General features: G+C 73.6%; 17 protein-coding genes and 1 pseudogene. 8 read left to right on the top strand and 10 right to left on the bottom strand.

Going from position 1 to position 23,949, the window contains the following annotated elements; translation table 11 throughout:
• The first annotated feature begins 58 nt into the window (after positions 1–58).
• The 3 genes from NOSIN_RS27695 to NOSIN_RS08230 all read left to right on the top strand — a co-directional run bounded on the left by NOSIN_RS27695 (position 59) and on the right by NOSIN_RS08230 (position 5,547).
• A complete protein-coding gene (locus tag NOSIN_RS27695) occupies positions 59–1,720 on the top strand; it encodes a protein kinase domain-containing protein (RefSeq protein ID WP_143832885.1) in 1,662 nt (553 codons plus the stop codon).
• 192 nt (positions 1,721–1,912) lie between these two features.
• Positions 1,913–4,561: a molybdopterin-dependent oxidoreductase gene (locus tag NOSIN_RS08235; RefSeq protein ID WP_077690163.1), complete on the top strand. Its 2,649-nt coding sequence runs from the start codon at positions 1,913–1,915 to the stop codon at positions 4,559–4,561.
• Positions 4,558–5,547, top strand: coding sequence for an FAD binding domain-containing protein (locus NOSIN_RS08230; RefSeq protein ID WP_077690162.1), 990 nt, complete (start codon positions 4,558–4,560; stop codon positions 5,545–5,547). Before NOSIN_RS08235 ends, NOSIN_RS08230 begins: the two co-directional genes overlap by 4 nt.
• A gap of 53 nt (positions 5,548–5,600) precedes the next feature.
• Here NOSIN_RS08230 and NOSIN_RS08225 read toward each other — a convergent pair whose 3' ends face one another.
• The 3 genes and pseudogenes from NOSIN_RS08225 to NOSIN_RS08215 all read right to left on the bottom strand — a co-directional run bounded on the left by NOSIN_RS08225 (position 5,601) and on the right by NOSIN_RS08215 (position 9,929).
• On the bottom strand, positions 5,601–6,551 hold the full coding sequence (locus tag NOSIN_RS08225) for a D-alanine--D-alanine ligase family protein (protein ID WP_077690161.1): 951 nt from the start codon (positions 6,549–6,551) through the stop codon (positions 5,601–5,603).
• A 53-nt stretch (positions 6,552–6,604) separates the two neighbouring features.
• Complete coding sequence (locus NOSIN_RS08220) at positions 6,605–7,837, bottom strand: aminotransferase-like domain-containing protein (RefSeq protein ID WP_077690160.1); 1,233 nt, start codon at positions 7,835–7,837, stop codon at positions 6,605–6,607.
• 773 nt (positions 7,838–8,610) lie between these two features.
• Positions 8,611–9,929 (bottom strand): annotated as a pseudogene (locus NOSIN_RS08215) (GAF domain-containing protein).
• A 148-nt stretch (positions 9,930–10,077) separates the two neighbouring features.
• Here NOSIN_RS08215 and NOSIN_RS28170 point away from each other — a divergent pair.
• Positions 10,078–10,947, top strand: coding sequence for a helix-turn-helix domain-containing protein (locus NOSIN_RS28170; RefSeq protein WP_077690158.1), 870 nt, complete (start codon positions 10,078–10,080; stop codon positions 10,945–10,947).
• Between the two features lie 261 nt (positions 10,948–11,208).
• On the opposite strand, the gene NOSIN_RS08205 is transcribed toward NOSIN_RS28170, so the two are convergent.
• Entirely contained in the window at positions 11,209–12,807 is a 1,599-nt protein-coding gene (locus tag NOSIN_RS08205) for a PucR family transcriptional regulator (protein WP_077690157.1), read from the bottom strand.
• 161 nt (positions 12,808–12,968) lie between these two features.
• On the opposite strand from NOSIN_RS08205, the gene NOSIN_RS28000 reads away from it, so the two are divergent.
• Positions 12,969–13,103, top strand: coding sequence for a hypothetical protein (locus tag NOSIN_RS28000; RefSeq protein ID WP_255528182.1), 135 nt, complete (start codon positions 12,969–12,971; stop codon positions 13,101–13,103).
• Positions 13,100–14,047, top strand: coding sequence for an agmatinase (gene speB, locus NOSIN_RS08200; protein WP_077690156.1), 948 nt, complete (start codon positions 13,100–13,102; stop codon positions 14,045–14,047). Before NOSIN_RS28000 ends, speB begins: the two co-directional genes overlap by 4 nt.
• A gap of 59 nt (positions 14,048–14,106) precedes the next feature.
• Here speB and NOSIN_RS08195 read toward each other — a convergent pair whose 3' ends face one another.
• Positions 14,107–14,733 (bottom strand): TetR/AcrR family transcriptional regulator, encoded by a 627-nt coding sequence (locus NOSIN_RS08195; protein WP_171986570.1) that lies wholly within the window; start codon positions 14,731–14,733, stop codon positions 14,107–14,109.
• 863 nt (positions 14,734–15,596) lie between these two features.
• On the opposite strand from NOSIN_RS08195, the gene NOSIN_RS08190 reads away from it, so the two are divergent.
• Positions 15,597–17,021, top strand: a complete 1,425-nt coding sequence (locus tag NOSIN_RS08190; protein ID WP_077690154.1) for a non-reducing end alpha-L-arabinofuranosidase family hydrolase — start codon at positions 15,597–15,599, stop codon at positions 17,019–17,021.
• 354 nt (positions 17,022–17,375) lie between these two features.
• On the opposite strand, the gene ddaH is transcribed toward NOSIN_RS08190, so the two are convergent.
• From ddaH to ku, 3 genes are all read right to left on the bottom strand, one after another.
• The gene (ddaH, locus tag NOSIN_RS08185) at positions 17,376–18,206 is read right to left on the bottom strand and encodes a dimethylargininase (RefSeq protein WP_077690153.1); all 831 of its coding nucleotides are present in this window, start codon (positions 18,204–18,206) and stop codon (positions 17,376–17,378) included.
• A 187-nt stretch (positions 18,207–18,393) separates the two neighbouring features.
• Positions 18,394–19,698: an extracellular catalytic domain type 1 short-chain-length polyhydroxyalkanoate depolymerase gene (locus NOSIN_RS08180; protein WP_206057609.1), complete on the bottom strand. Its 1,305-nt coding sequence runs from the start codon at positions 19,696–19,698 to the stop codon at positions 18,394–18,396.
• Between the two features lie 153 nt (positions 19,699–19,851).
• Complete coding sequence (ku, locus tag NOSIN_RS08175; RefSeq protein ID WP_077690152.1) at positions 19,852–20,835, bottom strand: non-homologous end joining protein Ku; 984 nt, start codon at positions 20,833–20,835, stop codon at positions 19,852–19,854.
• A gap of 182 nt (positions 20,836–21,017) precedes the next feature.
• Here ku and NOSIN_RS08170 point away from each other — a divergent pair, with 182 nt between their 5' ends.
• Positions 21,018–22,112, top strand: a complete 1,095-nt coding sequence (locus tag NOSIN_RS08170; protein ID WP_077690151.1) for an alcohol dehydrogenase catalytic domain-containing protein — start codon at positions 21,018–21,020, stop codon at positions 22,110–22,112.
• A 70-nt stretch (positions 22,113–22,182) separates the two neighbouring features.
• Here NOSIN_RS08170 and NOSIN_RS08165 read toward each other — a convergent pair whose 3' ends face one another.
• Together NOSIN_RS08165 and NOSIN_RS08160 are read right to left on the bottom strand one after the other, a co-directional pair.
• Positions 22,183–23,046 carry a hypothetical protein gene (locus NOSIN_RS08165; RefSeq protein WP_077690150.1) on the bottom strand — a complete coding sequence of 288 codons (864 nt, stop codon included), beginning with the start codon at positions 23,044–23,046 and terminating at the stop codon, positions 22,183–22,185.
• A gap of 56 nt (positions 23,047–23,102) precedes the next feature.
• Positions 23,103–23,945: a hypothetical protein gene (locus NOSIN_RS08160; protein ID WP_077690149.1), complete on the bottom strand. Its 843-nt coding sequence runs from the start codon at positions 23,943–23,945 to the stop codon at positions 23,103–23,105.
• Positions 23,946–23,949 lie beyond the last annotated feature (4 nt).

Here is a 23,949-nt window from a genome sequence, read left to right as displayed (position 1 = left end):
ACGTCAGAGTGGGTGACGGAGGCCGCGACCAGCGGCTCCCCTGCGACAGGGTGCCCCCATGACCACTCCGCTCCTCCCCTCGGACCCCACACGTATCGGCCCCTACGCCGTGGCGGCGCGCATCGACAGCGGCGGCCAGGGCACCGTGTACCTGGCGCACGCCGCCGACGGCTCCCCCGCGGCCGTGAAGGTGCTGGCCCTCGCCTGGTCGGGTGACACCCGGCAGAGGGAGCGCTTCGCCCAGGAACTGGTGGCGGCGCGCAGGGTGGCCCCGTTCTGCACGGCGGCGGTGCTGGACGCCGACATGGACGCGGACACGCCCTACATCGCGAGCGAGTACGTCCCGGGGCCGACGCTGCGCTCCGCGGTACGGGACGCGGGTCCCCACACCGGGCCCGCGCTGGACCGGCTGGCCATCGCCACGGTGACCGCGCTGACCGCCGTGCACGAGGCGGGCGTGGTGCACCGCGACCTCAAGCCCGGCAACGTCATCCTGGGGCCGGACGGGCCCCGGGTGATCGACTTCGGCGTCGCGCGCCTGGTCGACGCCACCCGGCAGACCACCACCGTGGCGGGGACCCCCGCCTACATGGCGCCGGAGCAGATCAGGGGCGAGCCGGCGGGGCCGGCCGGCGACCTGTTCTCCTGGGCGGCCGTCATCGCCTACGCGGCGACGGGGCGCCCCGCCTTCCCCGGTGAGGACACGATGGCGGTGATCGACCGGGTGCTGACGTGCGAGCCCGAGCTGGCCGGCGTCCCGGACAGGCTGCGCTCGGTCCTGGAGGCGTGCCTGGCCAAGGACCCGGGGGCGCGACCGACCGCGGTGGAGGTGCTGGGGACGCTGATCGGCCGGGCCCCCGGGGCGGACGCGCCGCTCGCGGCCACGCTGATCATGGCGGAGGCCAGCACGGCCGTGGGCGAGGGCACCGCGCGCATCCGCCTGCCGGAGCTCCCCCGGGCGCGGACCGCGTACGGCGACGGGCCGCCGCTCCCGCGGGGAACGGACACGGGCGGTCGCGGTGGTCGCGGCGGTCGTCCCGAAGGCGCTCGCCGCGACGGCGGAACCGGGCTCCCCGGGGAGGGACCCGGGCGGCACGGATCCCCAGGACACGTCCGCGGCGGGGGCATGGACCTTCCCCCAGGAGGGGGTGGCGGCCGCGGACCGGGAGGCGGGCCGGCCGCCCCCGGCGGGCGTGCACGGCCCCGCCGGCCGGGCGGGCGCGGGGGCCGCGCGGCGGGGTGGGCGCTCGCGGGCGCCCTGGTGGTACTGGCCGTACTCGGCTACCTGTGGACCCTCGGGCCGGACGGCCCCTGGGAGATGGCCCCCGCGGGCTCCACTCCGCCGGTGTCCTCTCCCCCGCCCGCCGCCGAGTCCTCGGCCGCGGAGGGGGAGCATGTGACCGAGGGGGAGCCGGCGACCGAGGAGGTCCCGGCCGGCACGGGCACCGAGGAGAGCGCCCCGCCGGACACCGGACCGGACTGCACCGCCGATCCGCACGCGCACGGCTGTCCCCCACCCGCCGACTGCGGGCACGCCCCCTGCGACGGCCCCTCGTCCGAGCCCTCGGACGAGGCCGCCGACACGGACCCCAGCGCACCCGACGGGGGCACGGAGCCCACCGGCGGGGACGGCGGGGACGCGCCGGCCTCCCCCGCCTCGGACGACACAGCGGGCGGCGAGCCGGGCGGGACCGGGGGCGGATCCGTCGAGACCCCCTGACGACCGCCGCCGCGCCACGCGCACCAGCGGGCCCGTCGGGCACCGGCACGCGTACCGGAGACCGAGGGGCCCTCGGCGTGCGCGTCCGGTGTGTGTGCCCCGCATGTGCCGGAGCCGCCCGGAACTCCGTTGACAGGCCCATCACGGCGCACCTAAGTTGTCAGTGTCAACTTCGTATCGAGGAAAGCTCCCATGAACGTTCGACTGAACGGCTCCTCCTCCCCCGTCCCCGACTCCCCCGACACCACCGCGGCCGAGCACATCCGCGACCGGCTCGGCCTGACCGGAACCAAGATCGCCTGCGGCACCGGAGTCTGCGGCGCCTGTACCGTCCTGGTGGACGGCGCCCCCACCGCCTCGTGCCTGATGCCCGCCGACCGGCTGGCCGGGCGCGAGGTCACCACCGTGGAGGGGCTGGGCGGCGACCACCCCGTCCAGCGCGCCTTCGCCGCCCACGACGCGCTCCAGTGCGGCTACTGCACCCCGGGGTTCGTGGTGGAGGCCTCCGTCTTCGTCGACGCCTGGCGCGCCGAGCACGGCGACGTCCGCCCGGGCCGTGAACGCGTCGCCGACGCCCTGTCCGGGCACCTGTGCCGCTGCGGCGCCTACGAGGGGATCTTCGCCGCCGTGGCCGCCGCCTGCGCCGGGGAGTTCGACGCCGAGCCGGACCGCGACCCCCCGCGCGTGGACGCCCTGGACAAGGTCACCGGCCGCGCCCGCTTCAGCGCGGACCTGGTACCCGAGGGCGGTTGGGAGGGGGTGATCGTGCGCTCCGCCCACGCCCACGCGCGGGTGCGCGCCGTCCACCCCGGCGGGGCCCGGAGCGCGGCCACGCCCCTCCCCGCGCCCGGAGGGCCCGTGGACGGGCAGCCGGTGTTCACGGACCTGCTCGGCGAGGAGCGCCTGGTGCGCTACGCAGGCCAGCCGATCGCCGCCGTGGCCGCGCCCACCGCCGCCCTGGCCCGGGCCGCGGCGGAGGCGGTACGGGTGGACTACGACCCCCTCCCCGCCGTACTGGACACGGACGAGGCGCGCGCCGAGGGCGCCCCGCAGGTGTACACCACGCGCGCCCAGCGCAGGGCCGCGCCCTCCTACGGCGAGGCCCCCACTCCCCCGTCCCCCTGGCGGGGCAACACGCGGGGCCCGTCCACAGCCAGCTGGCGCGGCGCCACCGCCGTACGGCGCCTGCGCGGGGCCGCCGAGCGCGGCGACCCCCGCCTGGTGGCCCAGGAGTACTCCACCGCCGTCCAGTTGCACAGCCCGCTGGAGCCCCACGTGTGCGTGGCCTCCTGGGAGCGCGACGGCACACTGACCCTGCGCGTGTCCACCCAGACGGTGGTCAAGACCGCCCAGAAGGCCGCGGAGCGCTGGGAGCTGCCGCCGGAGAAGGTGCACGTGGTCAGCGAGTACGTCGGCGGCGGCTTCGGCGCCAAGGGGGGCCTGTCGACGGACATGGTCGCCGCGGCCGAGCTGTCCCGGCTCTCCCATACCCCGGTGCGCGTGTCCTTCGACCGCGCCGAGGAGCTGACCGACGCCGGGCACCGCCCCGGAACCCGCACCAGGGTGGCGCTGCTGGCCGACGCCGACGGGGACCTGGCCGCGATGACCGTGGACTCCGAGGGCGACGGCGGCATCTCGGTGGGCTCCACCACCGCCACGCTCGGGCTGCTGGGATACGGGCGCTCACCGCGCCGGGTCCGCGACTTCGACGTGGTCACCCACCGCCCGCCGGGCAAACCCATGCGCGCCCCCGGCGGCGCGCCGCTGGCCTGGGCCCTGGAGCAGGCCGTGGACACGATGGCCGAGCGGCTGGGCGAGGACCCCCTGTCCCTGCGCCGCCGCTGGGACGGCAACCCCAAGCGGCAGGCGCTGTACGAGCGGGTGGCCGCCCTGGACCTGTGGCGCGACCGCCCTCGCGGGCCGCGCACCGGCCGGTTCCGGCGCGGGGTCGGCCTCGCCTCCTCCAACTGGCTCTACCTCATGGGCCCCAAGGCACGGGTGGAACTGTCGGTGCGCGACGGCCGGGTGCTGGTGCGCTCGGCCACCCAGGACATCGGCACCGGGATCCGCACGGTCCTGGGCGGGGTGGTCGCCGACCGGCTGGGGATGCCCGCCTCCGACCTGCGCGTGGAGATCGGCGACAGCGGCTCGGTGCACGGGACCGGCTCCTTCGGCAGCCGCACGACCACCTCCATGGGGCCCGCCGCGGCCGACGCGGCCGACCGGCTGCGGGACGCGCTGCGCGAGCACGAGCCACGGGTCCCGGAGTCGGGGCCCGTCCCCGAGCACACCCTCAAGGACGCGCTGACCGCCGCCGAGGGCGTGCGGGTGGTCGGTAAACGCGGCCGGGACCGCTGGGGCGCGCTGTCCCCGGACATGGACGACGTGGCCGTGGGCCGCGGCCTGAGCGGCGCCGTGCACGTGATGGAGGTGGAGGTGGACACCCTGCTGGGCCGGGTGCGCCCCACCCGGTGCTGGGCGGGGATGGCCGTGGGGCGCGTGTACGCCGAGCGGCTGGCCCGCAACCAGGTCGAGGGCGCCGTGGTGCAGGGCGTGGGGTACGCGCTCTTCGAGGAGCGCCGCCACGACCCGGGCACCGGGGTGGTGCTCACCGACAACCTGGAGGACTACCGGATCCCGGGGATGGGCGACGTCCCCGAGACCGAGGTGTACTTCCACCAGGAGGGGTTCGAACACGCCGTGGGCGCGGGGGTCGGCCTGGGCGAGGTGTCGGTCGTGGGCGTGGCCGCGTCCGTGGCCAACGCCGTGCACGACGCCACCGGATGGCGCCCCCGCGACCTGCCCGTCCGCCCGGACCGACTGCTGGAGGGACTGCGATGACCGCGACCACACGACCCGAGGGGCTGGACGAGGCCCTGACCCGGTTGGACGGCACGGGCGCCCGCCCGCGCGCCGGGGGGACCGACCTGACGGCGTGCCTGTCCTCGGGGGTCCTCGAACCCGCTCCCGTGGTGGACCTGTCCGGGGTGGCGGAGCTGCGCGGAGCGGAGTGGCGCCCCGACGGCTCGGTCCGCCTGGGCGCGCTGACCGGCGTGGGCGAGCTGTCCGCGGACGCGCGGCTGGCGGACGCCTACCCGGCGCTGGCCCTCACGGCGCGGGAGCTGGCCACGCCGCAGGTGCGCAACGCCGCGACGCTGGGCGGCAACCTGCTCCAGCGCAACCGCTGCTGGTACCTGCGCAACCCCGCCTTCGACTGCTTCCAGACGGGCGGTGACTCCTGCCCGGCGCGCGGGGGCGACCACCTGTACGGGGTGGTCGTGGACCAGGGGCCGTGCGTGGCGCCCCACCCGTCGTCGCTGGCGGTGGCGCTGCTGGCCTACGACGCGTCGGTGCTGGTGGCCGGCGGCGACCGGGCGGAGAGGGCGGTGGCGGACCTGTACGACGCCGCCGACCCCACCCGCGACCACGTGCTGGAGCCCGGACAGGTGCTGGTGTCGGTGACGCTGCCGGTCCCCGTACCGGGTGAGCGGGCCGCCTACCGGCGGGCGACCGGCCGCTCCCGCGCGGAGTGGCCGCTGGTGGAGGCGGTGGCCCGCCTGTCCCTCGCGGACGGGGACTCGGGCCCGGTGGCCTCGGCGGCGGTGGCCGTGGGCGGGGTCGCGCGCACCCCGTTGCGGCTGCCGCGGGTGGAGGCCGCCCTGGTGGGCACGCGTCCCGGGAGTCCGCTGGACGCGGGCGTGGAGAGGGCGCTGGAGGGCCTGGCCGGCCTGTGCTCCCCGCTGCCCGCGACCGGGTACAAGGTGGACCTGCTGTGCGCCACCGTGCGTGACGTCCTCGAACGGGCCCTGGACGTACCGCGGGCGTAGGGACCGTGGGGTGGGGCCGCCGGACTTCCGTCCGGCGGCCCCGGCCCGCGGGCTCAGCCGCGCAGCAGCGCCTGGTGGGCCAGTTCCCGGCACACGACCGCGAAGTCCAGCCCCGCGGCGGAGGCCGCCATCGGGAACGTGGAGGTCTCGGTCAGCCCCGGTGCCACGTTGGCCTCCAGGAAGGTGACCCGGCCGTCGGCGCCCACGATGACGTCGGTGCGGGAGAAGTCCCGCAGGCCCAGGACGCGGTGCGCGGTCAGCGCGGCGTCGGTGGCGGCGGTGACGGCCTCGGCCTCCAGGCGCGCCGGGCAGAAGAACTCGGTGCGTCCGGCGGTGTAGCGGGCGGCGTAGTCGTAGACCCCGCCGTCGGGCACGATCTCCACCGGCGGCAGTGCCACCGGGCCCTCGCCCGTGTCCAGGACGCCCACGGCCAGCTCGGTGCCCTGCACCTGTTCCTCGACCAGGGCCGAGTCGCTGTAGGCGAAGCAGGACACCAGCGCGGCCGACAGGTCCTGCGCCGAGGTGACCGGGGTCGCGCCGAACGCGGAACCGCCCCGGTCGGGCTTGACGAACAGCGGAAGGCCCAGCCGGCCGACCAGCCGCTCCACCAGCGCCGGGGCGCCCAGGTCGTGGAAGGCCGACTTGGGCAGCACGGCTCCGCGCGGCACCCGCACGCCCCTCTCGGCCAGCAGCGCCTTGGCGGCGGGCTTGGAGTAGGCCAGGCGGCAGGCGCCGGGGCGGGCGCCCACGTAGGGCGCCCCGACCAGTTCCAGGACCTCCCGGATGGTGCCGTCCTCGCCCGCCGACCCGTGCAGGACGGGGAAGACCACCTGGGGCGGGTCCTGGGAGAGCCGGTCCAGCAGTCCGGAGCCGACGTCGGCGACCTGGACCTCCACGCCCAGGCGGCGCAGCGCCTCGGCGACACTGCGCCCGGAGTGGACGCTCACCTCGTGTTCGGGGGACAGGCCCCCGGCGAGAACGAGAACCCGGTCAAGGTCTGCCACGGCGCGGACCTCCTTCTGTGCGGCTGTCATCGGTGCTGTGCCCTCGCGGGGTGTCAGGGCAGGTCGGCGGTGGGGGTCTGCGTGCCCTCGGAGTCCGGGGCCAGGGTGGTGCCGAACGTATCACGCAGGTCGACCTCGCCCTCGATGGCTCCGACCAGGCGTCGCACGCCCTCGCGGATCTGCTCGGGTGTGGGGAAGCAGAAGCTCAGGCGCATGTTGGCCCGGCCGCGGTCGTCGGCGTAGAAGCCGGTACCGGGAACGTAGGCGACCCGCTCGGCGACGGCGCGGGGCAGCATGGCCTTGGAGTCGATGCCCTCGGGCAGGGTGGCCCAGACGAAGAATCCGCCCTCGGGGCGGGTCCAGGTGCAGCCCTGCGGCATCATCGCCGTCAGTGCGTTGAGCATCGCGTCGCGGCGCTCCCCGTACATGGTGTTGAACGCCTTGATCTGCTCCTGCCAGGGGAAGGTGTGGAGGTAGCGGCGCACCACGAGCTGGTTGAAGGTGGAGTGGCTGAGCATCGCCGACTCGGCCGCCAGGACGAGTTTGGCCCGTACTGCGGCCGGTGCGAGCGCCCAGCCGATACGCAGGCCCGGGGAGAGCGTCTTGGACAGCGATCCCAGGTAGACGACGTTGCCCTCGCTCTGGGAGTAGAGGGTGGGCTCGGGGTCGCCGTCGTAGCGCAGCAGGCCGTAGGGGTTGTCCTCGACGATGAGCACGTCGTGGCGCTCACAGGCGGCGACCACGCCGGCGCGGCGCTCGGCCGACATGGTGATCCCCGCCGGGTTCTGGAAGTTGGGGACGGTGTAGAAGAACTTCACCGGCCGCCCGTCGAGCTCGGCGCGGACCAGCGCCTCCTCCAGCTCCTCGGGGATCACGCCCTGTTCGTCCATGCCCACGTGGCGGATGTCGGCCTGGAAGGCGGAGAAGGTGTTGATCGCGGTGACGTAGGTGGGGGCCTCGGTCAGGACGATGTCGCCGGGGTCGACGAAGACGCGGGTGATGAGGTCCAGCGCCTGCTGGGAGCCGACGGTGACGATGACGTCGTCGGGGCTGGCGGTGATGCCCTCCAGCGTCATGTAGTCACAGAGCTGCTCGCGCAGGACGGGGTCGCCCTGGGCCGACCCGTACTGGAGCGCGGCCGCGCCCTCCTCGGAGACGACGTCCTTGACCAGTTCGCCGATCTGGTCCAGCGGCAGCGCCGCGACGTTGGGCATGCCCCCGGCGAGGGAGACCACCTCCGGGCGGGAGGCCACCGCGAAGAGTGCCCGGACCTCCGATGCGACCATGCCCTGTGCTCGTCGTGCGTAGCGGCCGAAGTGCGGGTCGACGCGCGAGCCCTGTTGGCCGGGCTGCTGCTCTCGGTGGTCAGCGGACACGGTCCACCTCCGAAGGAAGGACGGTCTGTGGGGTCGACGGGATGTCGGCCGGGATCTTGCCGGTCCCGGGTTCGACGCCCTTGTCGCCCCCGTGGTTCACGCGGTGCCCCTGCCCCGTCCGCGGGCGGGCCGCGAGGGGCCGGGGCGGTCGGGTCGGCCGAGCCGCGGGTGAGCGCGGTTCGGTAAACGCACAGAGTCTAGCCGAGCGGGCGGAGGCGGGCACGGGGGACTCCCTCCCCGTGCTGTTCACCACATCGGTCACGTCCGCCCCCTTCGCACCGTTTCATCCGGGGTACCCGTTCTCCGCGTGCGACTCACGCGGCGGTGGTCGGAAGATGGACGTTCCCTGCCCGGCCGGTGCGCCCGCGCCGGGGATGTGCGCGGGGACGGATCCCCCACCCGTCCCCGCGCGACGCGCCGCGCCCCGGAGATGTCTCTCCCGCGGGACGCACCGCCGGCGCGATGGCCGCGGGGTTCCCCCGAATCCCGTGGGCGGCCATTCTCAGCCCGGTGGCACCTCTCCCGTCTCTCCCCCGGGACCCCCCTCAAGGTCCGAAGGCCGTGAACATGCCACATATCCACCGGTGGTCGGCCCGTCGTGCCCTCTCTCACCCGACGGCGCCACCGGTTCGGGCCGCGCACGCTCAGTCCACCGCATGGGCACCGACACGGCAAGGGTTGCACTAGGTTGCGACGCCATCGCCTAGAGCCATGGCACGACGCCGCCGCGGAGCGCCTCGCGCAGCGCGTGCACGCCTGGGGCCATCGAGCCGGGCAGAAGGTCCTCCGGGTGTCCGGGCCCGGACACCCGGACCCGGACCTCCTCGCTGAACCGGTAGGGGCGGCTCTCGATGATGCCGCCCAGGTGGCGGCGCACGCGTGAGAGTTCCGCGCGCACCGTCACCACGTGTCCGTTCGCGCCGAACACGTCCCGGGACAGCTGCGCGCCCGTGCGTCCCTCCCGGTGCACGGCCAACAGCAGCAGCAGCTCCGCGTGGCGCGGGGTGAGCCGGTGCGCCCACTCCCCGCTGGGCCCGGACACCACCACGGTCGGCGAGGACCTGACCAGGTCCAGGGTGACCTTGGAGGGCGCGGACCGCTCCATCGGCCGGGGCCGGACCAGCCAGCCCCCGGGCAGGGGCTCCAGGGCGCACTCCCCCAGCGCGGGCAGCCAGGCCGTGCCCGTCTCCCGGTGCTTGGGCAGCAGCACCCGCCGGACCGGCTCCATGTGGACCGCGGTCGCGGTCCACCCGGCGTCGTCCACCACCAGCGCGCGCTCGTTCATCCCGGCCAGCAGGGGCGCCGCCACCGAGCGCAGCCGTTCCAGGTGGGTGTGGTGGATGCTCTGCAGGTGCGCCTCGGCCAGTTGGGCCACCGCGTTGACCAGCGCCAGGGTGGAGGGGTGGACGGTCGACATCGGGCCGGTGACGTCGACGGCACCGAGCAGGCGTCCGTCACGGGGGTCGTGGATGGGGGCGCAGGCGCAGGTGAGGGGGTGCAGGGTCCGGACGAAGTGCTCGGCGGAGTAGACCTGCACGGGCCGTCCCACGACCAGGGCGGTGCCGATGGCGTTGGTGCCGGCGCTGCCCTCGTTCCAGAAGGCGCCCTCCACGAGCCCCACCCGGTCTCCGACGGCGCGGAGGCGGCGGGGTCCGTCCCGCCACAGGATCTGGCCGGAGGCGTCGGTGACCAGCATGACGTGGTCGGCCTCGTCGGCGACCGAGACGAGTGAGCGGCGGATCAGCGGCAGGACCTCGGCGATCGGGGAGGCCTCGCGGTGGCGCTGGAGTTCGTCCAGGCGCGCCATCCGGGGCGGTGGAGCGTTGTCGGGATCGATCCCGAAGCGGCGCGTGCGTCCCCAGGAGTCCTCGATGACCGGGCGCAGCGGTGCGGGCGCCGGGCGCCCGGCGAGCGCGGCCTCGTGTACCCGCCGGAGCAGGAGCGCGTGCTCGCGCGCGTCCGCCCCCGTGGGCAGGGCCGTGTCCAGCGAGGAAAACGACATGTGGCCCCCCGGCCTAGGTTTCACAGCGGCGTTCACCCGTTCTCCCGGAGAATGCCCCGGTCTTCGGTTCGGGGAGGAATCCGGGCGGACACCCCCGGCTTTCCGTGCTCTGCCTTACACATACCTCTCCTCGGTATGAATCCTTTTCGTGAGGACGGCGTACGAGTGCCGGGCCCGCCCGGACCCCGAACAGCGGACCCGGTCGGGCCCCACGTTCGGGTGCGTACGCCCTGCGTGGCGCGAAACCCTCGCCCGCCGGCGCACCGCCCACCACCGACGCGGTGAGAGGGCCCCGTACAAGCACACCTGCGCGGCGCCGACCGGACGGAGAAGGTCCGAGGACCCGGCGTTCTCGTCCGAGGCGCCCTCCGTGCCGTTGCGACGGGCACTCCGGCACCGGCACAGCGCGTTCGCGGACCTCTCCGCCGGGCGTGCCCGGCATCCGCGCTTCGGGCCCCGCGCCGGGAAGCGGTCGGAGCGCCGCACCCGCGGCGCGTCCCGTATACGCCGGGGCGGCTCTCTCCGGCCGAGGACGAGACCCCGGTCGAGGCGGCCCGGTCCTTCGGCGACGCCGAACCCGGCCGCCTCCATCGTCTCCCGCGAACCGGGCGGCCGCCGGCACGCCGCCTTCGCCGTGGAGGCCGAGGACCCCGCACCCGCCAGGACCGGGACGTCGACGCGGCCGGGAACATCCTTGCGGCAGGACGTGCCGTGGCCCGGGAGAAGGTCCCGGGTGATGCCTGTGGAGCCGGTGTCGGACGGCAAGGGTCCTCCCTTCCGCGGTCGGCGACGAAGCGGGAAACCACTGTCGCGAGGCGGTCCGCGTGAGCGGAACCGTCCCGAGGGAACGGTCGGATTCCCCCGCCTTCAGACGGGGGAGGAAGTCAAAAGTCTCCTGCCTCGACTTCGACAGAATGGGAAGAATGGGGGCATACGTTTCCTTTCGGAAGCCGGGAACGCTCCCCGCTTCCGTCTCTCCACCGGATTATGCCCCACTCCGTCCACGGCCCGACGGTGATCTCGACACCGGGAACCGACGGAAACCGAAAGGGCCCGGTCCCGGCACGTGGTCCGTGCGGTCTTCCCCGTGCGAAACGGTGAGTGGTGACCGCACGCCACCATCGTGTCCACGGAATCGGCCGTGGTGGGCCGAACAGCGATATTGGCCGGTAACGGCCAGTCACCGCGTCCACAGGACACGAAAGGCGGCGGCACGGGACGAAACACGTACACGGGCACCGGTACGTTCTCGCCGGGTACCGGACGGGCCGGTGCCGGTTCAGCCGTCGGAGCGCAGGCGGGTCAGTGCGAACCACAGGCGCATGCGCTGCTCGGCGTCGGCCAGGTCCACGCCCAGGTCGCGCTCGATCCGGCCGATCCGGTAGCGGACGCTGTTGCGGTGGGTGCCCAGGTCGGCGGCGGCCCGGTCCCAGTTGCCGTGCCGGGTGAGCCAGGCCCGCAGGGTGCGGCGCAGGCCGCGGGCGGATTCGGTCTCCTCGGCCAGGGGGCCCAGGACGTGGCGGGCCAGGTCGGCGGACGCGGGCGCCAGGAGGGCCTCGAAGGGGTCGGTGCCCTCCTCCATCAGCGGCCCGCCGACCGCGCGGGTACGGGCGAGCAGGGCCGCGGCCCTGCGGTTCGCCCCGGTCAGCTCCGCGGGGGGCACCGGCCCGCTCAGTGCGCCGGTCCACCCGTGGGTGAGGAGCAGGTCCAGGTGGTCGCGGTGGGCCGCGTCGCCCCGGTCGGCGAGGACGGCGCGCAGCCGGTCGGGGCCCGCCTCCAGCAGACGGGTGCCCAGGGGCAGCGCGGTGGGGAGGGTCCGGTACGCCCCTCCGGCCGGACGGGCGTGCAGGACCCGGTAGGCGGCGGAGCCCGGCGCGCCGGAACCGGATGCGCCGGGACCGGACGCGCCGGGACCGGGGGGAAGGGTGGCCCGGGTGTCGGGGCCCTCGCCACCGGAGTCGGCGAGTCCGGCCAGCAGCGGCGCGGCCTCCTCGCTGAGCCCTCCCTCCAGGAGCACTCCGGTGAGCAGGCGCTCGGGAACGGGCGGGGCGTCCTCTCGGAAGGTGCGTGCGAGCAGTTCCAGCAGGGCGGTCGCGGTACGCAGCACGGCGCGGTCGGTGATGCCCAGCGGCGCGGCCCTGCCGACCAGGAGCACACCGTGCTCCTCCGGCGGCGTGCCCACCGTGTGCAGGAAGACCTCGTCCCCGCCGGACCGGGCCTTGGCGCTGCGCGGCCCCCGGGGCCGGGTGAGCCGGTCGGTGAGTTCGCGCAGCTGCGGATCCAGCTCCGGCGGCGCGCCCGTGGTGCGGTGGGCCCCCTCCGGCACGGAGGCGGACGGGCGAGCCAGGAACGCCCAGCCGTGCAGGGCCTCGGCGAGCACCCGCAGGACCCGGTCCACCGGGACCGCGTCGGTGACGGCGAGCGCCAGTGCCTGGTGCGCCTCACCGAGCCGGCGCAGGTCGCGCATGTGCAGCTTCTCCAGCTCGGCGCCGACGGCCTGGCTGACGGCCGTGAAGGGCGTGGGCCGGGGCACCTCGACCAGGGGCAGTCCCCGCGCGCGGCACTGCTCGACCAGGGCGGCCGGGACGGTGTCGTGTACAGGGGTGAGGCCGAAGCCGATCGCGCTGACCCCGGCCGCGGCCAGGGAGTCCACGTAGTCGCACAGCCCGGCGCGGGTGCCGGGCAGGTTGACTCCCGCGGTGAGCAGCAGTTCCCCTCCGCGCAGGTAGGCGGCCGGGTCGGCCAGCTCACTGACCACCGCCCAGCCGACCCCCGGGTCGCCCGCCGCCACGACGGTGGCCAGTCCCAGGTCGCGGCGGCCCACGACGGTGCTCAGCGGCACCGTGCGGCCGTCCGTCCGCGTCGCGGCCCCGCTCATGGCTTCCCCCCTCGTCGGTGGCCCGCGCCTGGGCGGCCCGCGCCTTCTCCCCGCCGCCCGGCGGAGCCGGGACGGACACGGCCGACGCGCTCCGGAGCCCCCGCACGGGGACGCGTCGACCACACGTTATGGATACCTCGTCCATACGAACACGCCGAGCGGTGCGATTCGTCCACTGGAGCGCGGCCCGGGGCCTGCCTAACCTGACCGGAGTCCGTGTGATCCGCGCCCATCCCGCCGACAGCACCGACGACATCGACGGCACCGACCACGAGAGGGACACCACCACCCGATGAACGCACCGATCGGACCCACCGACTCCAGCCTCGTACCGCGCTTCGCCGGACCGGCGACCTTCGCCCGGCTGCCCCGCATCGACCAGGTGGAGCGGGCCGACATCGCCGTGGTCGGCGTTCCCTTCGACACGGGTGTCTCCTACCGCCCCGGCGCCCGCTTCGGGCCCTCCTCCATCCGCGAGGCCAGCCGCCTGCTGCGCCCCTACAACCCGGGCCTGGACGTGTCCCCGTTCGCCACCGCGCAGGTGGTCGACGGCGGCGACATCGCGGTCAACCCCTACTCCGTCGGCGACGCCGTGGAGACCCTGGACGAGGCCTCCTCCCAGTTCGTGCGGGCGGGCACCCGCCTGGTCACCCTGGGCGGCGACCACACCATCGCGCTGCCGCTGCTGCGCTCGCTGTACCGGCAGCACGGGCCGATCGCCATGCTGCACTTCGACGCCCACCTGGACACCTGGGACACCTACTTCGGTGAGCCCTACACCCACGGCACCCCGTTCCGCCGGGCCGTGGAGGAGGGCATCCTCGACACCGAGGCCATCTGCCACGTGGGCACCCGCGGTCCGCTGTACGGCAAGAGGGACCTGGAGGACGACCGCCGGTTCGGGTTCGGCATCGTCACCTCCGCCGACGTCATGCGCAAGGGTGTGGACGAGATCGCCGACGCGCTGCGCCAGCGCATCGGCGACCGCCCGCTGTACGTGTCGGTGGACATCGACGTGCTCGACCCCGCGCACGCGCCGGGCACCGGCACCCCCGAGGCGGGCGGCCTGACCAGCCGCGAACTGCTGGAGATCCTGCGCGGGCTGTCCGCCTGCAACCTCGTGGGCGCCGACGTGGTGGAGGTCGCCCCGGCCTACGACCACGCGCAGATCACGGCCACCGCCGCCTCGCACGTGGCCTACGACCTGGTCAGCCTCCTGGCGCTGAACCACGGGGCCTGAGCCTCGTTTCGCGCGGGGGCGGGCGGCCGGGTACGGTCCGCCCGCGTCCGGTGGCCGGGTCAGGGGCTGGTGGCCCCGCGGCGTGCGCGCAGGTGGGACCAGGTCAGCTCGGTGACGTGTCCGGCCATGGCCTCGGGTGACTCCTCGGGATGCTCCAGGAGCCAGTCGGCGAAGGCGTCGGCGGTGCTGACCGCGATGCGCGCCAGAAGCTGGGTGTCCCTGGGGTCGAGGTCGTCGTAGTCACCGCTCGTGCAGGCGGTGATGAGCCCGGCGACCTCGGCCACGACCCGGTCGCGCAGCCGTGCGGTCTCCTCCGCGAGGGGGCCGCCGCGCAGGGCGGCGCGCCGGTACAGCACGGTCCAGCTCTCCCGGTTGCCGGTGACGAAGGCGAAGAAGGCGTGCATACCCCGGCGCAGGGGGTCCTCCCCCGCCGGTGCGTGCGGGTCGTGCACGGCGGCGCGCACGGCCTCGATGAGCCGGTCGGTCTCCCGGCGCACGCAGGCGGCGAAGATGCCCTCCTTGGACCCCAGGTACTGGTACATCGTGGGTTTGGACGTCCCGGCCTCCGCGGCGATCTCCTCCATGCTGACCGTGTGGTAGTCGCCGCGTGAGAACACGGTGACGGCGGCGTCGATCAACTGCTGCTCCCTGATTCGACGCGGGGGTCTGCTTTGTTTGGTCTTCACGGTCCCAGACTTTATTGCGGCGGGAACCTTTGGCCAGGGACCGTTGTCACGAGTACGTGCCTTTCCCGTGCTCCGCGGGATTTCGCGCATGTGTGACCTGTGGCTACCGGTGATCCGCCCCTGACCGGAGGTGGCGTTTCCCACATCCATTCCGACGCGGTGGTCGTATTGCGCACGACCGTTCTTTTTCCGACCTCGTCGGCCCCGGGGTCGACGCCCACCCCCGCTGCCGAGAGTGCGCGGCGGCGGCCACGGGCGGGTGACGGGCGGGAGAGCGCGAGTGGTGGGCCGTGGACCACGGGCACCGCGGCCCCGAGCCTCCGGAACCCTCCCGGGGCGGGCCCGGCCGACCCCGGCGGGCAGAACCGGCACCGCGCCCCTCGCCGCGCCAAAAAGGACGAAACAGGCACCCAGTGCGTTTCAGGCCCAAGCGAGCAGTTCGAACACCAGGGCGCGCAGAGTCCCGCGGGCCCATGCGCGGATTCACCGTTCCCTCGGCCTCACCAGGCGCTTTGGCACACCACCGACTGGCGAACTCCGGCCATTTCGGATTATTTCTGAAAATTGCGGCTTGACTTCCGGCATGTTATCGCTCAGATTCAACGGCAAGGGCAACGACGCCCCGGCTTTCCGGGCAGGCCTGCCGCGGCGGATCTCGGTTCGGACAGGGGCCAGGACACCCGGAGAATGTTAGCGCTAACACCCCCCGAGCGCAGGCCCAGGACCCTCGGTGTACCCCTCTCGGGCGGACCGTACGGCTCCGGGCCTCTGGAGGAAGAACCATGTCTATGTTGAGCAGGTCTCCGATCGCGCGGCCCCCGCGGCCGCGAGGGTGGTTACTGCGGTTCGTCATCGCCGGCGTGATGGTCATGGTGGTCGGCGGTGCCGGTGCCGTGACGGTGCCGACGCCCGCCGCGGCGGCGACGGTCGACACCGACGCGTGGTACGTGCTGGTGAACCGCGGCAGCGGCAAGGCGTTGGACGTGTACAACCAGGCCACCGGCAACGGGGCGCGGATCACCCAGTGGACCCGGAACGACCAGCACCAGCAGCAGTGGCGGTTCGTCGACTCCGGCGACGGCTACTACCGGTTGCGGTCACGGATCTCGAACAAGGTGCTGGACGTCCACAACTGGTCGACCTCCAACGGCGCCGGCATCGTCCAGTGGACCGACTACGACCAGGCCAACCAGCAGTTCCGGTTGGAGGACTCGCCCGGCGGCCACGTCCGGCTGGTCAACCGGCACAGCGGCAAGGCCGTGGAGGTACAGGGCGCCTCGAACGCCGACGGTGCCGACGTCGTGCAGTACGACGACTGGGGCGGCGACAACCAGCAGTGGCGACTCGTCCGCGTCGACGACGAGGGACCCGGCGGCACGTGCGCCCTCCCCTCGACGTACGACTGGACATCGACCGGCCCCCTGGCGCAGCCGAGACCGGGATGGGCCTCGCTCAAGGACTTCACCCACGCCCCCTACAACGGCCAGAACCTCGTCTACGCGACGAACCATGACACGGGAACGTCATGGGGCTCGATGAACTTCGACCTCTTCAGCGACTGGTCCGGCATGGCCTCGGCCGACCAGAACCCGATGCCCTTCTCCGCCGTCGCGCCGACGCTCTTCTACTTCGCCCCCCGGGACGTCTGGGTGCTCGCCTACCAGTGGGGTGGACCCGCCTTCTCCTACCGGACATCGACCGATCCCACCGACGTGAACAGCTGGTCGCCGGCGCAGACGCTCTTCGACGGAAGCATCGCCGACTCCTCCACAGGGCCCATCGACCAGGCGCTCATAGGCGACAGCACGCACATGTACCTGTTCTTCGCCGGGGACAACGGCAGGATCTACCGGGCCAGCAAGCCCATCGGCGACTTCCCGGGCAGCTTCGGCTCGACCTCGGCGACCATCATGTCCGACAGCACCAACAACCTGTTCGAAGCGGTTCAGGTCTACAGCGTCGAGGGCCAGGACCAGTACCTCATGATCGTCGAAGCGATCGGCGCGCAAGGAGACCGCTACTTCCGCTCGTTCACGGCCACCAGCCTGGACGGCACGTGGACACCGCAGGCCACCACCGAGGGCAATCCCTTCGCCGGCCAGGCCAACAGCGGCGTCACCTGGACCGACGACATCAGCCACGGCGAGCTGATCCGCACCGACCCCGACCAGACCATGACCGTCAACGCCTGCGACATGCGGTTCCTCTACCAGGGGCGCTCCCCCGACTCCGGCGGCGACTACGGCCTCCTGCCCTACCGGCCCGCTCTGCTGACGCTGCGGCGCTGACGGGAAGTGCCGGCCGTGGGGCCGGCCCATGGCCGGTGGTGACGCCGGGTGCTCGTTGACGCGGGCGAACACGGTCGCGGAGGAGGCCGGGTCCGGCGCGCCGCCCTTCGAGAGCGGGATGCCGGGCGGTGGATCCGCCCGGCCTGCCCGCCGGACCGGGAGTGCGCCCACACGCACGGATCGAAGCCCACCGATTCGAAGCTCCCGGTCCGGCGGTCCTCCGACCTGGTCGGAAAACCGCCTACCAGGGGCCTCCTGCCGTCCGGGAGGGGTTCCGGGAAGCCGGCACGGAGCCGCGGCCCGCGCCCTCGGGGCGAAGAGGGCCCGGTGTGCGCGGACCCCGGCCGCCCTTCGTCAGACGGACGCGTCGCGCAGTACCAGGGTGCAGCACTTGGCACCGCCTCCGGCCTTGCGCAACTCGTCCAGTTCGACGGGGTGGACGGTGTACCCGAGGGCGCGCAGGCGGCCGGCCAGGGCGGTGGCCTCGGCGGCCATGACGACGTCGTGCCCGTCGCACACGGCGTTGAGGCCGAGCACGGCGGCGTCCTCCTCCGTGGCCAGGAGCGCGTCGGGGTAGAGCGCGCGCAGCACCCTCCGGCTTCCGGCGGAGAAGGCCCCGGGGTAGTAGGCGATCTGCTCTCCGGAGAGCGCGAACAGCGCGGTGTCCAGGTGGTAGAAGCGCGGGTCGGTCAGTTGGAGGGTGACGACGGGGCGGCCGAGGAAGCGCTCGGCCTCCTGGTGCGCGGCCGCCTCGGTGCGAAAACCCGTGGCGGCCAGGATCACGTCGTCCATGGTGATGAAGTCGCCCTCGCCCTCGTTGACGTGCTTGGGCTCGCGGGTCTCGGTGTAGCCCGCCTTGCGGAACCAGTCCAGGTAGGCCGGGCCCTCGGGGGTGCGCTCGGCGCTGGCGAAGCGCGCGCCGTAGACCCTGCCGTCCACGACCAGGCCGCCGTTGGCGGCGAAGACCATGTCGGGCAGGCCCTCGACGGGGGCGACCTCGCTGACGCGGTGCCCCAGGGAGAGGTGGAGGTCGCGCAGTTCCTCCCACTGCCGGATGGCCCGTGTGCGGTCGACCCCCGCGTCGGGATCCATCCAGGGGTTGATCGCGTACTCGACCGCGAAGTAGGTGGGCCGGCACATGAGGTAGTGCCGTGCAACCGGTGCCGAACCGACCGGCCGAGCCATGGAACCTCCCGTGCACCGCGCGAAACGCCGGATGCCTCTCAGTGGTACGCGTGCCCACCACGTCGTGGTCCACGTACGGACGCAGAGGAGATACCCGCACCCGGGGCCGGTCAACAGGGCGCCCCGCGGGGTTTCCCGGAACGGGGACGGCGCGGCTCCCGCCGGGAGGAGCCGCACCGTGTCGGGGTCAGCCCGCGGAGCAGGCCGAACCGTTGAGGGCGAAGCCGGTCGGCCGGCCCGCGTCGCCGGTGTGCGTGGCCTGGTAGCCGATGCTCACACTGGCGTCGGGGGCGATGGTGGCGTTGTAGGAGACGTTGCCGGCGGTGACCGTGCCGCTGTCGGGACTGTAGTCGGCGTTCCAGCCGGAGGTGATGGCCTGGCCTTCGGGGAGGGTGAAGTCCAGGGACCAGCCGTCGACGGGGGCGGTACCGGTGTTGGTGATGGTGAGGGACGTGGTCAGGCCGGTGTTCCAGGCGTTGGTGGTGGCGGTGACGCGGCAGTCGCCGGTACCCGGCTCGGGGTCGGGGTCGGGGCCCGGGCCGGAGCCGGAGTCCTCGTCGAGGCCGAAGAAGGTGATCGCGCGGGCCGCCATGCCGCTCTCGAACAGGTTGTGGCCGGTGCCCTGCAGGCTGACGGCCTCCACGGGGGCCTGGTCACCGGTGGCGCCGTAGCGGGTGCGGGTCCAGCCCGGCCGGGGGTGGTCGGTGCTGACCGGGGTCTGGCCGAGGCCGTGGACGTTGGTCCACTGCTCGATCTCCTCGCCGAAGTTCGCGTAGTCCAGGGTCGCGTCCTCGGTTCCGTGCCACAGCTGCATGCGCGGCCGGGGGCCGGTGTAGCCCGGGTAGGAGGCGCGGACCAGGTCGCCCCACTCCTGCGGGGTGTGGCTGACCGTGCCGCTGGAGCAGGCGTTGTTCCAGCCGGAGCCGTCGGTGGTGGCGAAGCACCCGAACGGCACGCCGCTGAACGCCGCACCGGCGGCGAACACGTCGGGGTAGTTGGCCAGCATGACGTTGGTCATCATGGCGCCGGAGGAGACGCCGGTGACGAACACGCGATCGGTGTCGGCGTCGTGGGTGCGGACGACGTGGTCGACCATCGAGCGGATGCCCACCGGGTCGCTGCCGCCGCCCCGGCTCAGCGCCTCGGGCGAGGACACGTCGAAGCACTGGCTGCTTCGGGTGACGGAGGGGTAGATGACGATGAAGCCGTACTGGTCGGCCAGGGAGGCGTACTCGGTGTTGTCGTAGAAGACGGGTCCGGTTCCGGTGCACCAGTGCTGGGCCACCAGGACCGGGGGGTCCTCGGTGACGCTGTCCGGCACGTAGAGGTACATGCGCAGGCCGCTGGGGTTGGGGCCGAAGTCGGTGACCTCGTCCAGGGTGGCGGCCGATGCCGGGGGCGCGGTGATCAGGAGTGCCGCCAGCATGGGCAGGACGAGGGCGCCGAGGGTGCCGATCGCCCTGGTGAGGGTGTTCGTGCGTTCGTTGGTCACGTTCCGGGCCTTTTCCGACGGGGGGGCGGGGGGGCGTTGGGGCAAGGGTCGGCGGCGGTTATGGGAGCGCTCCCAAGCACTATCGGGTCAGCGGGGGGATCCGTCAACCCCCGTTGTGCCCCCCCGATCGCGGCGGAGCGGCGTCGAGGGGCCTCAGGAGCGGAGGCCGTCGGTACCGGTCAGTCCGACGGCCTCCTCCAGCTCGTCCCGGCTCATCTTCGACCGCCCCGGCACGTCCAGCTCCGAGGCCCGCTGGAGGAGTTCGCGCTTGGTGACCCTGCCCTCGGGCCTCCTCTCGACCCTGGTGCCACGCGCGCGCGTGCGCACCCGCGAGCCGCGCGACCGCGTGTCCTTGCCGCGCTGCTGCGGCAGGCTCTGGCGCAGGGCCTCGTCGAGCCCGGCCGCCTCCTCCGGGGGCGCGGCCTGCTCGGGGCGGTGGGTGAACGTGCTGCCCTTGGCCTTGGCCCGCACCAGCTCGGTCAGGCGCTGGCCGTAGCTGTCCTCGTAGTCCCGCGGGTCCCACTCGATCGAGAGCGCGCTGACCAGCTCCCGGGCCAGTTCCAGTTCGCTCTTGGTCAGCGCGGCGTGGGCCACGGGCGGCATCACGTCGTCGGGTTCGCGGACCTCGTCCGGCCACCACAGGGTGGAGGCCGACAGCACGCCCCGGTTCGGCTCGATCAGGACGGGGTACTCGCGGTCGCGCAGGACGACGGTGGCCACGCCCGCGCGGCGGGTCTGCTCCAGGGCCGTGTACAGCAGCTGGTAGGGCTTGGCGTCGGCCGCCGCCCTGGGGGCGACGTAGTAGGTGGAGGCGTACCACAGCGCGTCCACGGCGCCCTGTGACAGGAAGCCGGTCAGCCCCATGGTGCGCGAGCCGTGCGGGAGGAGTTCCTCCAGCTCCTCGGGCTCCAGGACCACGTACTCGTCCTCGGGTCCCGTCCTGGCCCCGCGCACGACGTCCTCGCTCGCGACCTCCTCGCCGGTGCGCTCGTTGACGCGGACGTAGCGGATGCGGTCGGCGGTACCGCGTTCGAACTGGTGCAGCACGGGTCCCCTGCGTTCGCGCGCGCTGTAGAGGCGCACACCGATCGGGACCCTGCCGAACATCAGTGTTCCCACCCAAACCGGATTGACCATGATCCCTCCTTCGCCCCCATCATCACCGTTACCAGGCAAAACATCGGTCCATAACTGCAAAAGCCCGAAAAAGGTGGAACGTCTGAGGCCGTCCGGCACGACGCGGATCCGCGCGCCCCGGCTCTTGACCGACCGGTCGGTATTGCTACTGTCACGGCAAGTCCCCGATTGGAGTTCCTCCCATGAGTACGACCGTCAAGGCCGCCGTCTTCTCCGAGCAGGGCGCCCCTCCGCAGATCCGGGACCTGGTCCTGCCCGACCCCGGCCCCGGCCAGGTGCGGGTGCGCCTGGCCGCCGCGGGCGTGTGCCACTCCGACCTGTCCCTGTCCAACGGCACCCTGGCCCAGAAGTGGCCCGCCGTGCTCGGCCACGAGGGCGCCGGAACCGTGGACGCCGTGGGCGAGGACGTCACCGGCCTGGTGCCCGGCCAGCAGGTGATCCTGAACTGGGCGCCGCCCTGCCGCGAGTGCTGGTTCTGCCTCCAGGGCGAGCCCCACCTGTGCGAGCACGCGCTGGACCGCACGGCGCAGCCCTACGCCGAGCTCTCCGACGGCACCCCCGTCTACCCGGGGCTGGGCTGCGGCGCGTTCGCCGAGGCCACCGTGGTACCCGCCCACGCCGTCATACCGCTGCCCGACGGGATCGACCCGTCGGTGGCCGCGGTCCTGGGCTGCGCGATGCTCACCGGCTGGGGAGCCGTCAACAACTCGGCGGGGGTGCACGAGGGCCAGTCCGCCGTGGTCCTGGGCCTGGGCGGGGTCGGCCTGTCTGTGCTCCAGTCCGCGCGCCTGGCCGGGGCCGACCCGGTGATCGCCGTGGACGTCTCCCCCGACAAGGAGGAGCTGGCCCGGTCGCTGGGCGCCACCGACTTCCTGGTCGCCGACGACTCCCTGACCAAGGCCGTGCGCAGGCTGACGGGCGGCCGGGGCGCCGACCACGCCTTCGAGGTGGTCGGTTCGGCCAAGGTGGTGCGTTCGGCCTGGAGCGCGTCCCGGCGCGGGGGCACGATCACGGTGGTGGGCGTGGGCAGGGCGGACGACGAGGTGTCGTTCAACGCTCTGGAGCTGTTCCACCAGGCCCGCACGCTGCGCGGGTGCGTCTACGGCTCCAGCGACCCGACCCGCGACATCCCTCTCATCGCCGAGCAGGTGCGCTCGGGAGAGCTGAAGCTGTCGGCGATGGTCACCGACGAGATCTCGCTGGAGGGGGTTCCGGAGGCCTTCGAGCGCATGGCCCGGGGCAAGGGCGGCCGGTCCCTGGTGCGCTTCGGCCGCTGAACGCGGAGGGCTCCGGCGGTGCCGCGCGCGGCACCGCCGGAGCCCGTCCACGAGGACGGTCCAGCCGCGGTCAGCGGCCCGGGCGCTGGATGGGGTTGCCGTCCGCGTCGAGCATGGTGACCTGCAGCGGCGGCGGTTCCGACTCCGTCTGGGGCAGTTGGAGGAGCCGCTGACGCAGCACGCGCACGGAGCGGCTGCGGAGATAGACGATCAGACCCCAGACGGCCAGTGGCACGAACAGCGAGCCGGAGAACAGCAGGGCGTGGGACAGCGCCATCAGCAGCCCGTACAGGGCTCTCCTCAGCATCCGCAGGGGGCCGCCACCCCACTGCTGCCATCCGAGCAGCAGGGCGATGGCGACGACCGCGGCCGGCGGTCCGACGAATACGGTGACCAGCGGATAGACGACCACGAAGAGCGCGGCCGTGTTGGACAGGCTGCTCAGGGCGAAGGACCAGAGCGTCCAGCACAACTCTGTGTCGGTCGGGAGGGAAGGACCGGCCTGTGCCGTGGTCGACCGGGGCGATGCGGCACCGCACCGACTCCTCTCCACCAGCAGGACCACCGCGAACAGCGCGAGCCATACCGAGGCCGCGATGGTTCCGCCCCACGCCATGAGGTCGCCCGCCGACGAGAAGAGCACGTCGGGTTCGTCCTCCTGTACCCGGGGCACGATGAGGCCGATGTCGGCCGAGGTGACGACCCGGGCGGAGCCCACGAAGGCCACGGCCGCGAGGATCTCGACGGGGGACAGCCAGACCCCCAACAGGTTGATGCGCATCAGGGCCGAGGGGCGGCCGGGCTCGGCCGGTTCGCCCAGGCGTCGGACCAGGGGCCGCATCAGCAGGGGCTGGGCCACCAGGAACAGCAGGACGCCGAACCCGATCAGGGTGGCGGCCGGCCCGGGGTCGAAGGTCGGGGGATGGAAGTACACGGGGGAATCCTCTTCGGTCAACACGGTGTCACCAGCGCGAACGGGGCCGGAGGCGGTCAGCGGCCCGGACGCTGGACGGGGTCGCCGTCCGCGTCGAGCACGGTGACCTCCAGTGGCGGCGTGTACGACTCCTCGGTGTGGCCGTACCATCCCCTCCCGGCCATCGCGTTGGCCCCGGCGAACACCCCCCAGAAGACGAGTGGGACGAGCAGGCAACCGGGCACGGCCCAGGCATAGGTGGCCAGCACCATGGCCGAGAAGTACCCCATGATGAGCATCGTTCCGAAGCCGCGACCGAGCCAGGCCCAGGTCTCCAGAAGGGCGAGGGCCACCACGACCGGCAGCGGATCACCGAAGAACACCATGAACAGCGGATAGAACACCACGTAGAACACGAGGACCTGGGTCGTCATCGAGACGGCGAGCCCCAGTGCGCCCCACCGGTTCTCCCGCCCGTCCGCGGGCATGAGCGCGGCCTGCGCCGGGCCGAGGCTCCGGGCCAGTGCGGCTCTGTGAACCGGGTCGGCGGCCTTGCGGCCGTTGGACACGTTGATGGCGGCGAAGACGGCGAGCAGCAGCCACGGGAACAGGATCGCGCCGTTGCCGAAGACGCCGTCGGCCCACTGGACCGCGGGCGGGGACAGGCCGATGTCGGCGGCGCCCACCGAGGCCGCACTGCCGACGAACAGCGCCACCACGAGGATCTCGGCGAGCGACAGCCACAGGGCGGCCCGGTAGGAGCGCACGATCCCCTCTCGCCGTCCCGCCGCCACCTCCTTCCGGAGCCGTCTGTGGAAGACGAGCATGAGGGGCGGCAGGACCACGTAGGCCAGGAGCAGGCCGAGCCCGATCAGGGTGGCGGCCGGCCCGGGGTCGAAGGTCGGGGGATGGAAGTACACGGGG

Origin of the sequence: Nocardiopsis sinuspersici, from assembly GCF_001998325.1 — a bacterium.
Lineage (GTDB): Bacteria > Actinomycetota > Actinomycetes > Streptosporangiales > Streptosporangiaceae > Nocardiopsis > Nocardiopsis sinuspersici.
The sequence above is the reverse complement of the archived record's forward strand: the minus strand, read 5'-3'. Positions and strand labels throughout refer to the sequence as shown.

Coding starts and splice junctions, on each gene's coding strand:
- NOSIN_RS08205 (WP_077690157.1), bottom strand. CDS start 12,807: ATGAGCGGGGCCGCGACGCGGACGGACGGCCGCACGGTGCCGCTGAGC.
- NOSIN_RS08220 (WP_077690160.1), bottom strand. CDS start 7,837: ATGGTCGCATCGGAGGTCCGGGCACTCTTCGCGGTGGCCTCCCGCCCG.
- NOSIN_RS08230 (WP_077690162.1), top strand. CDS start 4,558: ATGACCGCGACCACACGACCCGAGGGGCTGGACGAGGCCCTGACCCGG.
- ku (WP_077690152.1), bottom strand. CDS start 20,835: ATGGTCAATCCGGTTTGGGTGGGAACACTGATGTTCGGCAGGGTCCCG.
- NOSIN_RS27695 (WP_143832885.1), top strand. CDS start 59: ATGACCACTCCGCTCCTCCCCTCGGACCCCACACGTATCGGCCCCTAC.
- speB (WP_077690156.1), top strand. CDS start 13,100: ATGAACGCACCGATCGGACCCACCGACTCCAGCCTCGTACCGCGCTTC.
- NOSIN_RS08235 (WP_077690163.1), top strand. CDS start 1,913: ATGAACGTTCGACTGAACGGCTCCTCCTCCCCCGTCCCCGACTCCCCC.
- NOSIN_RS08190 (WP_077690154.1), top strand. CDS start 15,597: ATGGTCATGGTGGTCGGCGGTGCCGGTGCCGTGACGGTGCCGACGCCC.
- NOSIN_RS08170 (WP_077690151.1), top strand. CDS start 21,018: ATGAGTACGACCGTCAAGGCCGCCGTCTTCTCCGAGCAGGGCGCCCCT.
- ddaH (WP_077690153.1), bottom strand. CDS start 18,206: ATGGCTCGGCCGGTCGGTTCGGCACCGGTTGCACGGCACTACCTCATG.